Source organism: Epilithonimonas bovis DSM 19482, from assembly GCF_900108115.1.
Lineage (GTDB): Bacteria > Bacteroidota > Bacteroidia > Flavobacteriales > Weeksellaceae > Epilithonimonas > Epilithonimonas bovis.
The window spans coordinates 34522-47155 of the sequence record NZ_FTPU01000018.1; the positions used below are offsets into that span (position 1 = coordinate 34522).

Annotated in this window: 11 protein-coding genes; 10 read left to right on the forward strand and 1 reads right to left on the reverse strand. The window is 39.1% G+C overall.

The annotated features are described in order from the left end of the window. Window positions 1-13: 13 nt before the first annotated feature. Window positions 14-1807 carry an excinuclease ABC subunit UvrC gene (uvrC, locus tag B0B05_RS09185; RefSeq protein ID WP_076783360.1) on the reverse strand — a complete coding sequence of 598 codons (1794 nt, stop codon included), beginning with the start codon at window positions 1805-1807 and terminating at the stop codon, window positions 14-16. A gap of 145 nt (window positions 1808-1952) precedes the next feature. On the opposite strand from uvrC, the gene B0B05_RS09190 reads away from it, so the two are divergent. The 10 genes from B0B05_RS09190 to ribA all read left to right on the forward strand — a co-directional run bounded on the left by B0B05_RS09190 (window position 1953) and on the right by ribA (window position 12606). Further along, entirely contained in the window at window positions 1953-3161 is a 1209-nt protein-coding gene (locus tag B0B05_RS09190; RefSeq protein ID WP_076783384.1) for a metallophosphoesterase family protein, read from the forward strand. 53 nt (window positions 3162-3214) lie between these two features. After that, complete coding sequence (locus B0B05_RS09195; RefSeq protein ID WP_076783361.1) at window positions 3215-5512, forward strand: GH92 family glycosyl hydrolase; 2298 nt, start codon at window positions 3215-3217, stop codon at window positions 5510-5512. A gap of 100 nt (window positions 5513-5612) precedes the next feature. Further along, complete coding sequence (locus B0B05_RS09200; protein ID WP_245799280.1) at window positions 5613-7073, forward strand: lipopolysaccharide biosynthesis protein; 1461 nt, start codon at window positions 5613-5615, stop codon at window positions 7071-7073. Window positions 7074-7120: 47 nt separating this feature from the next. Beyond that, on the forward strand, window positions 7121-8140 hold the full coding sequence (locus tag B0B05_RS09205; RefSeq protein ID WP_076783363.1) for a sugar phosphate nucleotidyltransferase: 1020 nt from the start codon (window positions 7121-7123) through the stop codon (window positions 8138-8140). Window positions 8141-8344: 204 nt separating this feature from the next. Next, window positions 8345-9142, forward strand: coding sequence for a lipoprotein insertase outer membrane protein LolB1 (locus B0B05_RS09210; protein ID WP_076783364.1), 798 nt, complete (start codon window positions 8345-8347; stop codon window positions 9140-9142). Then, the gene (locus B0B05_RS09215; protein ID WP_076783365.1) at window positions 9139-10674 is read left to right on the forward strand and encodes a M23 family metallopeptidase; all 1536 of its coding nucleotides are present in this window, start codon (window positions 9139-9141) and stop codon (window positions 10672-10674) included. Before B0B05_RS09210 ends, B0B05_RS09215 begins: the two co-directional genes overlap by 4 nt. A gap of 30 nt (window positions 10675-10704) precedes the next feature. Next, on the forward strand, window positions 10705-10905 hold the full coding sequence (locus tag B0B05_RS09220; protein ID WP_076783366.1) for a twin-arginine translocase TatA/TatE family subunit: 201 nt from the start codon (window positions 10705-10707) through the stop codon (window positions 10903-10905). A 12-nt stretch (window positions 10906-10917) separates the two neighbouring features. Beyond that, window positions 10918-11529, forward strand: a complete 612-nt coding sequence (locus tag B0B05_RS09225) for a DUF4254 domain-containing protein (RefSeq protein WP_076783367.1) — start codon at window positions 10918-10920, stop codon at window positions 11527-11529. Beyond that, complete coding sequence (locus B0B05_RS09230) at window positions 11529-11987, forward strand: hypothetical protein (RefSeq protein ID WP_143745984.1); 459 nt, start codon at window positions 11529-11531, stop codon at window positions 11985-11987. Before B0B05_RS09225 ends, B0B05_RS09230 begins: the two co-directional genes overlap by 1 nt. 22 nt (window positions 11988-12009) lie before the next feature. Next, window positions 12010-12606, forward strand: a complete 597-nt coding sequence (ribA, locus tag B0B05_RS09235; RefSeq protein WP_076783369.1) for a GTP cyclohydrolase II — start codon at window positions 12010-12012, stop codon at window positions 12604-12606. Window positions 12607-12634 lie beyond the last annotated feature (28 nt).

Genomic DNA, 12634 nt, shown 5'->3' on the forward strand with positions numbered 1-12634 from the left:
GATCGGCGCTCTTTTAATTTTTATTAAAAAACTTCCAAACTACCTTTGCTTTGGATTTTCCAAGGATTTCCTCCAGAGTGGTAAGGTCTGCTTCTTTGATTCTTTTGACGGATTTCAGTTTTGATAAAAGTAGCTCTATAGATTTTGGTCCTACGCCCGGGATTTCTTCCAATTCTGATTTAATGGTAGAATTTTTCCGTCTTGTCCGGTGATGCTTTACCCCGAAGCGGTGTGACTCATCCCTTACGCGTTGCAAAATTTTGAGTGTTTCAGCTTTTTTATCAATGTATAGCGGGATAGAATCCTCCGGGAAATAGATCTCTTCCAGCCGTTTTGCAATGCCTATGATGGTTATTTTACCATAAAGGCCAAGCAATTTTAGGCTTTTAACCGCAGACGATAACTGGCCTTTTCCGCCATCAATCAAAATCAGTTGCGGCAAAGGTTCTCCCTCGTCTAGCAATCTTCGGTATCTTCTGTAGATCACTTCTTCCATCGTGGCAAAATCATTAGGGCCTTCCACCGTTTTTGGGTGAAAAATCCTGTAATCGGCTTTGCTGGGCTTGCCATCTTTGAACACAACGCAAGCCGAGACCGGATTGGTTCCCTGAATGTTGGAGTTGTCAAATCCCTCGATATGCCTTGGCTCTACGGGCATTCTCAGGATGTGTTTCATCTCGGACATGATTCGGTTGGTATGCCTTTCCGGATCTATGATCTGCACCTGTTTTAGTTTTTCCAGACGGTATTCTTTAGCGTTTTTTTCTGAAAGCTCCACAATTCTCTTTTTGTCTCCAACTTTGGGAACAATCAGTTTTACACCCGGGATTTCCAATCCCAGATGAAAGGGGATAAGTATTTCCTTTGATACAGAATCAAATTTTTGCCTGATTTCTATCAGAGCCTCTTCCAGGATGTCCTCATCGGTCTCTTCCAGCACTTTTTTAATTTCTGTGGTAAAACTCTGTACGATAGATCCATTTCTTATTTTAAAATAATTGACATACGCAGCCGTTTCGTCACTCGTCATCCCAAAAACATCCACATCATCAATGCTTGGATTTACCACGGTATGCTTAGACTGATAATCATCCAGGGACTCTATGTTCTGCTTTATCATCTGCGCTTTTTCAAACTCAAGATTGGCAGCAAAGCGAAACATGCGTTCTTCAAGATATTTCTTAGCAAACCGGAAATCTCCTTTGATAATCCCGCGGATCGCTTCTACTTTTTCATCGTATTCTTCCTTAGACTCCAGGGCTTCACATGGCCCATTGCAGTTTTTGATATGATACTCCAGGCAAACACGGTACTTGCCCTCTGCTATTTTGGCGGGGGCAAGATTCAGGTTGCAGGTTCTTATTTTATAAAGGCTTTTGATGGTGTCCAACAGTACTCTTGCGGGTCTTACTTTGGCATAAGGACCGTAATATTCAGAACCATCCTTTATCTTGGTTCTTGTGAGGAAAATTCTTGGGAAATCCTCATTCTTGATGCAAATCCACGGATACGACTTATCATCTTTCAGCATGACATTATAAAATGGCTGATGCTCTTTGATCAGATTATTTTCCAGCAGAAGCGCATCATACTCACTGTTAACAACGGTGGTTTCCAGACGGTGGATTTTGGACACCATAATCCTGGTGCGGTATCCGGACTGGTTTTTGTTAAAATAGGAGAGGACTCTTTTCTTAAGATGTTTGGCCTTCCCTACATACAGCAGCTGATCGTTTTTATCATAATAACGATAGACGCCGGGTTCCATTGGTAGAGTTTTGAGCTGAAGTTCAAGATTGGGATTCACAATACAAATTTACGCAATTTCACGTGATTTTTCAATACAGTGGTTTTTGCAGGATGGACGACTTCTTTTGAATGGATGTATTGATTTTAATTTTGTTTTCCTGTTTTTGTTTTGTCCTTTTTTATCAAAAAACTATCTTTATCCAATGAAAATCCTGCACACGGCCGACTGGCATCTTGGTAAACGCCTCGAGAATTTTTCGCGGCTGGAAGAGCAAAAGCTTGTGATGAAGGAGCTGGTGGACATTGCCAACGCAGAACAGGTTGATTTGGTTTTGGTTGCCGGTGATTTGTTTGATAACTTCAATCCATCTACCGAGGCGGTCGAACTATTTTATAAAACGCTCAAACAGCTTTCTGATAACGGTAAAAGGCCGGTAATTGCCATTGCAGGTAATCACGACTCCCCGGACAGGATAGATGCGCCGGATCCGCTGGCAAGGGAATGTGGCATTATTCTCGTTGGTCATCCTAATGCTGAGGTTCCTTGTTTTGAATTGGATGCTTTCCGGGTTTCTAAATCCGATAAAGGATTTATAGAGTTAACATTAAGGAACTTTGACTATCCTGTCAGGATTCTCCATACAGCTTATGCCAACGAGATCCGCTTAAAAGAATATCTTGGCGCAGAGAACAAAGAGCTGGCACTTAATCAAATTTTAAAAAATAATTGGGAAGCGGTTGCTGAGGAATATTGTGATGATAAGGGTGTTAATCTCCTCACAGCTCATCTTTTTATGATGAAAAAGGGGATGCCCAAACCTGAAGAGCCCGAAGGCGAAAAACCAATAATGATTGGTAATGCAGATCTCATCTATTCTGAGATTATTCCGCAGCAGATACAATACAGTGCTTTGGGGCATCTTCACAATTATCAGAATATTGGAACTGTGGAAAAGCCTGTTGTTTATTCATCGTCATCGCTTTGTTATAGTTTTAGTGAGGCCGGGCAGAACAAATCCGTAACCATCATCCAGGCCAGGCCTAATGAAAATGTCAGCATCAGACAGATTAATCTTACGCAGGGAAAACCACTTGTCCGGAAAAAATTTGATGATATAGAAGAAGCGGTCAGTTGGTTGACAAATCATCCCGACTGTCTGGTGGAATTGACCTTAGAAAGCGATACTTTTCTAAAAGCAGAAGACCGCAAACGACTTTATCAGGCACATAGCGGGATTATCCACCTCATTCCCAAACTCAGGAGGGAGCATACTGATTCTGAAAATCCTGTTAAGAGCATTGATCTCAATCAGGATATCCAGGATTTATTCAAAGATTATTTCAAATCCAAAAATAAAAACCAGGAACCTAACGAAGAGCTCATCAATATATTTCGGGAGATTGTTGACTAATTAAATGATGTGCAAAGCCCCGAAGTTACCAATCATTGTTCAAAATAAAACTCATGTTTAAGAAAAACCATTTTTTAATTTTATCAATTCTAATTGCCTCACAATTCAATGCCCAAAAAATGCAGAATCTTGCAAAATATGTGAATCCTATTATAGGAACAGAAAAAATGGGACACACCTTTCCGGGCGCCACTGTACCTTTCGGATCTGTCCAGTTAAGCCCAGAGACAGATACGCTGTCTTACGAAATCAACGGAAAGTATAATCCCGATGTTTATAAATATTGCGCAGGTTACCGCTATGAGGATAAAACTATTGTCGGTTTCTCACACACCCATTTTAGCGGGACAGGACATTCGGATTTAGGCGATTTTCTGATAATGCCAACCGTTGGGAAATTAAAATTGAATCCCGGTACAGCGCAACATCCCGGAAGTGGCTTCCGTTCCGGATTTTCTCATCAGAACGAAAAAGCAGAAGCTGGATATTATCAAGTAAAACTGGACGATTCTAATATTTTAGCTGAATTAACGGCTACAACCAGAGTTGGTTTTCATCAATATACATTCCCGAAATCGGATGATGCCCATATTATTTTGGATCTGATGTCGGGGATTTACAATTACGATGACAAAAATGTCTGGACTTATGTAAGGATTGAAAATGACCACCGCATCACCGGTTACAGGCAAACCAACGGCTGGGCAAGAACCAGAACCGTTTACTTCGCGATGGAATTTTCTAAGCCTTTCAAATCCTACGGGCAGAAAAATTATGATGGCAAACAGCCTTACCGTGGTTTTTGGAGAAAATGGAATCAGGATGAAAATTTCCCGGAGATTGCCGGCAAAAAAATTAGGATGCATTTTGATTTTGACACCCGTGATAATGAGAAAATCCAGGTTAAGATGGCTATTTCGCCTGTTAGCCAGGCCAATGCTTTGGATAATTTACAAAAAGAAACGCCGGATTGGAATTTTGAAAATATAAAATCTCAGGCCCAAAATGACTGGAACAAAGAACTGAATAAAATTGCTGTTAATACGCTTTCCGAAAATGATATGGTGAATTTCTACACGGCGATGTACCATACTTTTATCAATCCAACCACCTATATGGACAGTAATGGCGAATATAAAGGCTTGGATCAAAATGTACATCTGGCTAAAGATTTCACCAATTATACCACATTTTCGCTTTGGGATACGTATCGCGCTTTGCATCCGTTTTTCAATATCATACAGCCAAAACGGAACAATGATATGGTAAAATCGATGTTGGCGCATTATGACCAATTCAGCTTGAAAATGTTACCAGTTTGGTCGCATTATGCCAATGAAAACTGGTGTATGAGTGGTTATCATTCGGTGTCATTGATTGCAGATGCGATTATCAAAAATACGTTTACAGGTAACCCGGAGGAAGCTCTGGCAGCCTGCATTGCCACGTCTAACAAAAGAAATTACGAAGGTATTGGCGAATATATAGACAAAGGTTACATCTCAGCCGAGAAAAACGGGACGTCGGTCTCCAATACTTTGGAGTATGCTTATGATGATTGGGCCATCGCGCAAATCGCTAAGAAATTGGGAAAAACGGATGTTTATAACGAATATGTGAAAAGATCCGAAAACTGGCGTAATGTCTTTGATAAATCAATTGGTTTTATGAGGCCGAGATTGTCTGACGGCAGTTTCAAAAGAGAATTTGATTTGCTGAGCACACACGGCCAGGGTTTTATTGAAGGTAATTCCTGGAACTACAGTTTCTTCGTTCCGCATAATCCTAATGCTTTGATTGATGCGATGGGCGGGAAAAAGAAATTCGGGGAAAATCTCGATCAATTGTTTACAATGCATTTGCCAGATGAGTTTTTTGCAGATACAGAAGATATCTCCAGAGAAGGTATCATCGGCGGCTATGTTCATGGTAACGAGCCGGCGCACCACGTCGCTTATCTTTATAATTTTATTGATCAGCCCTGGAAAACGCAGGCTCAGATCCGCAAAATTTTAACAATGCAATACCAGGCAAGGCCAGACGGCTTAGGCGGAAATGACGATTGTGGACAGATGAGTGCATGGTATATCTTCAGTAGTTTGGGATTCTATCCGATTGCGCCGGGATCTGATGATTATTCCATAGGAAGCCCGAGTGTGAAAAATGCCAAACTAAATCTTGAAAGCGGAAAAGTTTTTGAAATCGAAGCCAAAAATCAGTCGGTCAAAAATGTATATGTTGAAAAAGTTGAACTGAACGGGAAGCCAATTAAAGATTTCACTATCAAACATCAGGATATTATAAATGGTGGCAAACTGGTGTTCTGGATGACGAATAAAGCGAAGAAATAAAAATCATTTTTAGCCTTATAGATACTTTATCTATAAGGCTTATTTTTTTACATTTTTTTAATTTAATTAAAAGAATACCTTTGCAAAAATTATTTCACTATTGAAAAAGCTTCTCGGACAGACCGCTCTTTATGGGTTAACAACTGTCATTATCAGGTTGTTCCCATTTGTTATTAATCCGATTATTACAAGAACGTTTGGGCCATCTGCCTATTCGCCTTACGCTGATTTTTATTCTGTAGCAGGTGTTATTGCTGTACTTTTAACCCACGGGATGGAAACCACATTTTTCCGTTTTGCTCTGGATGAGAAAGATGACAGAAAGTTGATTTCTACTTCGTTCTTCAGTGTTTTTGCCGTGACTTTAGTCTATCTTATTTTGACTCTGATATACAGGCAGCCGCTGGCTAATGCTTTCAAGACGCCTGATCAGGTGGATTTGTTGGCCATTCTTACAATCACTTTGGCTTTGGATGCTTTTTGTGCGATGCCATTTGTCATGCTTAGAAAGAACGAAAGACCGCTGAAATATGCCGGAATCAGGATCACCAATGGTGTTATTAATTTTCTTTTAGTTATATTTTTTATTATTGTTCTTCCAAAATATCCGAATGGGATTTTTGGATTAAAATATAGTTCAGAATTTGGTATTGGATATGTTTTTGTAGCCAATCTTGTAGCCAGTGCCATAACGTTTCTGATGCTTTCCAAAGAGCTTTTTATTGCAAGAATCAAATATTTCTGCTGGGAACTCTGGAAAAAAATGATCAAATATTCCTGGCCAATTACCATTGCAGGCTTAGCGGGAATTATCAATGAGACTTTTGACAGGCAGTTTCTGAAGTTTCTTCTTCCCGAAGAGATAGGACGTCACGAGTTAGGCGTCTATGGTGGAGTGGCTAAGGTGGTGACTTTTGTGATACTCTTTAGGCAGGCTTATGCCTTGGGTATAGAGCCTTTTTTCTTCAGCAATTCCAAAAAAGAAAACGCCAAAGAGATGTATGTAAAACTGATGGATATTTTTATTGCTGTCAATTGCATCATTGTATTGTTTCTGTCTGTCAATCTGGACTGGATTGTGAGACTGTATATCAACAATCCGGAATATTATGAGGGTGTTGGTATTCTTCCCATATTATTCTTTGCAAGTTTGTTTTTAGGGATTTATCTCAACCTTTCCATCTGGTACAAGCTTACAGACAGGACTATTGTTGGCGCTTATATTTCTGGTATTGGTGTTTTGATCACAATAATCATTAATTTCTACTTCATTCCCAGATATGGTTATTGGGCATCTACATGGGCTACTATTGCCAGTTATTTTGCAATGATGGTCATTTCTTATATTTGGGGACACTACAGGTATCCGGTAGCATACAATGTTTATAAAAACAGTCTGGTGATTCTTGTGACGATGATTGTATCGCTGGCTTATTACCAATATTTAAAAGAAAACATTTGGTTAGGAAATGTTATATTTCTATTTTTGGCAACCATTTTGTTAAAATCAGAAGGCTTAATTCCTGCTAAAATTCTTGATAAAATAGGGCTTAAAAAATAATAAAAGACACTGCCGATGCCGGCAGATCATGCTTTAATAATATATTTATGAAAATTATAGTTCCAATGGCTGGGCGAGGTTCCAGACTTAGACCACATACACTCACCGTTCCAAAACCACTCATCCCGATCGCAGGCAAACCAATTGTCCAGAGATTGGTAGAGGATATTGCAAAAGTGGCTAATGAGCCTATCGAGGAGATTGCCTTTATCATAGGTGATTTTGGACCCGATGTAGAAGCTTCTCTTGTAAAAGTTGCAGAAAATCTTGGTGCAAAAGGCAGCATCTATTCCCAAACTGAACCTTTGGGTACGGCACATGCCATCAACTGTGCCAGAGAAAGTATGAGTGGGCCTGTGATAATCGCTTTTGCAGACACCTTGTTCCGGGCAGATTTTCATCTGGATACCAATGCAGATGGCGTAATCTGGGTGAAGAAGGTAGAAGATCCTTCCGCATTTGGTGTGGTAAAGTTGGATGATTACGGCTTTATAACTGACTTTGTAGAGAAACCTAAAGAATTTGTTTCTGATTTGGCGATTATTGGCATCTATTATTTTAATTCAGCAGAGAAGCTGATGGCCGAGATAGATTACATCATGGATAATAATATCATGCAGGGCGGCGAATATCAGTTAACTACTGCACTGGAAAACCTAAGAGCCAAAGGGGCTAAATTCTCCTTAGGGAAAGTAGATGACTGGATGGATTGTGGTAACAAGACTGCAACTGTGGAGACCAACAGCAAGATTCTTGAATACGAAAAAGATGCGATGGCAAAATATCCGGAGTCTGCCGAGATCGTGAACTGTATGATAGTCCCACCGTGCTTTATTGGTGAAAATGTCAAGATTTCCAACTCCAAGATTGGGCCTAATGTTTCCCTTGGTAATAATACGATTGTTATTAATTCTAATATTAATAACTCCCTGATTCAGGAAAATACGATGATTGATAATGGTAATCTCAGCAACTCAATGATTGGTAATTCTGCAAAATATTTTGGGGTTGCCAGAGAGATTTCTTTGGGAGATTATTCGGTTTTGGATTTTGTTTCCAAAGATTAATTTATTTAACTAAACAATACAGACTTTGCCAGCCAACCTGGCAAAGTCTGTCATTTTAGGACATTCGTATCCTGCAACATTTGCAATTATTTTGGCGTTAATATTGTAGTTTTACTTAATAGAATTCATGAGATGCCGTGCTTTGTAATTTAAAATGCAGGTCGGGGCAATTCCATTGACCTTTAACAAAATAAATATCTACTTATGAAATCAAGTATTTTCATCATTATAGCAGCTTTGGCTGTGTCATCGTGTGCAGTTCAGAAAAAACAAACTGAAGCGCCTGTCAGCACAACAAAACCAATAGAGAATAATGCCGAATTTTTCTCTTCAATCGCGAAGAAATCAAGTTTTGATGCGGTAAAAATCAATAGCAGGATAGATGCAAAAACAGGCTCATTTATCCCAACGCTGGATGCGGTAATCTATATAGAAAACGGGCAAAAGATCTGGATGAACCTTACCGCTGTCATTCTTCAGGCGGCCAGAGGCGTGGCAACACCCCAGGGTATAAAAGCTTATAATAGGCTTGATAAAACCTATATTGATTCTGATTTTTCTTATCTTAATAAGTTATTGAATGTCAATTTTATTGACTACAATGCCATGCAAAATCTATTGACGGGGAAAACATTTCTGCCTGTTTCTGATGACAAATTTAGACTGACCACCAATGCGTCAGGATTTAACCTTGTGTCAAAAGAAGCACAGAAAATTACAGAAAATGGGAAAACTGTGTCATACAATATTGCCCTTGATTATGATAAGGATCTCAATCTGAACCACGTTTTGTTAACTAATCCACAGAATAATGACCAGTTGGATATAACCTATTCCAACAGAGAAATACTCAATAATGAGAGCTTTCCAAAAAATGTTAAAATAATTATAAAAGCCAACAAAACCACCGAAATATTAATTGAAAATACGAAATTTGATTTTTCCCGAATGGAAACTGCTTATGCCGTTCCTGCCAATTATACTAAGACAGAAATTAAATGATTAAGAAATTAAGTTTTTTTGTAAGTATCTTGTTATTCGGAAGCGTTTTTGGGCAGAAGGATAAAGAACAGTTGCAAAAACAGAATTCCGATCTTAAGAAACAGATATCGTCGATAAATGCTTCGTTAAATCAAACAAAAAAAGAGTCCAGATTATCAATAGCATACCTTAATGCTGTTAACCAAAAAATTAATCTTAGAGAAAAAGTCTATAATAATACGCAAAAAGAGAAGCGGTTTATAGAAGATGATATCTACAAAAGACAGCTGGAAATCAATAAAAATAATCGCGAACTAACAGTTCTCAGAAAAAACTACGCCGAGATTCTTGTAAAGGCATACAAGACAAAAGGTGTTCAGAACAAGGTAACATTTATCCTGTCTTCAAAAAATCTTGGACAAGCGCTTACCCGTATAGAGTACCTCAAGAGATATTCTGAATATCAGGATAAAAAAGCAGCTGAAATTACGAATAAGGCTGCCGAAATCAAAAGGAATATCGAGCTTAAGAAGAGATCCGTAACAGAAAAGGATAACCTATTGTTATCTCAGAAAAAAGACCTGGTAACCATTCAGGCAGAGCGGCAGCAGAAACAGGAATTGCTGGATGAGTTCAAGAAGAACGAAGCGCAGCTGACTGCAGAATTGAGGCAGAAACAGGCTCAGTCCAAAGAATTGGAAAAACAGATCCGTAATATTATTGCAGAAGAAATCAGGCTGGCCAAAGCTAAAGAAGAAGCTGAAAGAAAAGCTGAAGCTGAGCGCAAGAGACTGGCAGAGATTGCTGCAAGAAAAGAAAAAGAAAGAATTGAAGCTGAGAACCGTGCCCGGATGGCAGCTGCAGAGGCTGAACGAAAAAGAGCGGAAGCCGAACTGAAAAAAGCGAACGAATTAGCAGCTAAAAGAGCAGATGACGAAAGAAGGGTAGCTGAATCCAACAGGGCAGCAGAGCGTAAAGCTGCTGCTGAAAAAGCAACCAGAGACGCGGAAGCCTTGGCTAAGCAAAAAGCAGAACAGCTGGCAACAGCTAAAGCCAACGAGATAGCTGTTAATAAAAGAACCGAAGATGCAAAAGATCAAGCTGAGAAAAAGGTGATGAAAAGCTATGGTGTTGGTTCGGTTGTTGGGAGCAATTTTGCGGAGAACAAAGGCCGGATGTCCTTCCCTGTAGAGCGTGGCAGTGTGACGCACCGTTTTGGCCGTCAGCCGCACCCGGTCTTTAAAAATATTGTGGAAGAGAATATTGGGATCAAGATAGCGGTTGCGCCTGGTACAAGAGCAAGATGTGTTTTTCCTGGTGTAGTTTCCAGCATTCAGGCAATTAATGGCAGCAGGACTGTGGTTGTGAAACATGGTAATTACTTTACAGTTTACTCCAATCTGTCCAGTACTTCGGTGAGAGCAAATCAGCAGGTATCTGCGGGAACAACAATCGGTGAGATTGGAAGTGATTTTGATGGTACGGTAACACTTGATTTTCAGGTATGGAATGGAACGAATCCCGTCGATCCTTTGGGTTGGGTTTCGTATTAAAAAATAATTTAACTTTGCAAAAAAATTAAGATGTTAATATCAACAGTTATATTAAGTTTATCCTGGCAACACATTGTGATTGTTGCGCTTATTTTACTCTTATTGTTTGGAGGAAAAAAAATTCCCGAACTAATGAAAGGATTAGGATCCGGCATCAAAGAGTTTAAAGATGCTGTGAAGGATGAAGACAAGAAAGAAAATAACTCATCCACTACCAATAATCCTTCTTAAAAAGTATTATTGATGAGTTTTACAGAGAATGCATGGGCAGTCTTTAACCAGTCTGTTGAAGATTATCATGTAAAAGATAATGTTAATTCTGAAGAAAAAAATCCATTCCAGGCTGATAGTCTGGAATGGATTTTGTATACAAAAAACTGGATTGATACAGTTCAGTGGCATCTTGAGGATATTATCAGAGAGGAAGATATAGATCCGTCAGAAGCGTTGGTAATCAAAAGAAGAATTGATAAACTTAATCAGAAAAGGACCGATCTTGTAGAGCAAATCGATTTTTGGTTTTACAATAAGTTTAAAGGAATTGTCCCGGATCAGGACGCCAGGATCAATACAGAAACTCCGGCCTGGTCTATAGACAGATTTTCTATTCTTGCTTTGAAAATATACCACATGTCAATTGAAGCGTCGCGAGTAGATGCTTCTGATGATCATAAAATGAAGTGCAGGCAAAAGTTGGATATTCTTCTTGAACAGCAATCAGATTTGGCAACAGCTATTGAGCAATTGTTGGCGGATATTGAGATTGGGAAAGTTAAGATGAAGCTTTACAAGCAAATGAAGATGTATAATGATGAATCCCTGAACCCAATCCTGTATCAAAAAATACGGAAGTGATGAAAAGTTTGCTTAAACTTTTAGCTATATATCTTTTAGGTTCTCTAATGTCATGCTCTGCAAGTTCTGCAGCGTCGGACGATTTGTATGCAGATTTGCTTTCAGATTCATATGCTTATCTTTCTCCCGAAGATATTGTTTATGCTTCATCAATCTCCAATCTCATTTCTACTTTCCCAAAATTCAGGAATGATGCTGTAAACCGCGAGGTTGGCTTTCTTAAAGAAGCACTCTCTGATTATTTGAATTCTGTGAGACAGCTTAATGAGGTCAATAAAAAAAAGTCCATTGAGGAGTTTGAGAAATCATACAAAAAGATCCAGAAACTTCGTAAATTTATGACCAGTGAGGATGATGAGGTACTTAACCGTTATATGGTGAAGATCAAAACCAATATCAATCTTTTGGAAGCGTCACAAAGTAAGAATGTAGAGACCTCCTCTATGTCTGCTAACTAATTCTTTTTTTTTTTCTATTTCGATGTTAAAAGTACAAGCGGAAGCTAATGTTCCCACAGAATTTGGGGAGTTTAGGATGATCGCCTTTTCCGAAGACGATAACAATTGGATGCCACACATGGCACTTATTGCAAAAGGTACAGATTTTAATAAACCGGTTAATGTACGCATCCATTCTGAATGTATTACCGGTGAGGTTTTCCATTCTCAGAAGTGCGAGTGTGGGCAGCAGCTCAATTCGGCTATGCATTATATGCAGGAAAATGGAGGTGTCATCATCTACCTGAGACAGGAAGGCCGCAATATTGGTATTATTAACAAGCTAAAAGCTTATGCGTTGCAGGAAAAAGGTCTGGATACTGTTCAGGCCAATCTCAAGCTAGGCTTACCTGCCGATGACCGTGATTTTGGTGTTGCTATAGAAATACTAAAAGACCTTGGTGTCAAATCCGTGAATCTGATGACCAATAACCCTGAAAAAATTAAAATTATCGAGAATAGCGATATAACCTTTAATTCAAGGATTCCGTTACAGATAAAGGCAAACGAGGCAAGTTTGTCTTACCTTAAAACAAAAAAAGAGTTTTTTGGGCACCTTCTGGATGACGAAAATAACTAAACAAAAAAACCCGTATAATACGGGTTTT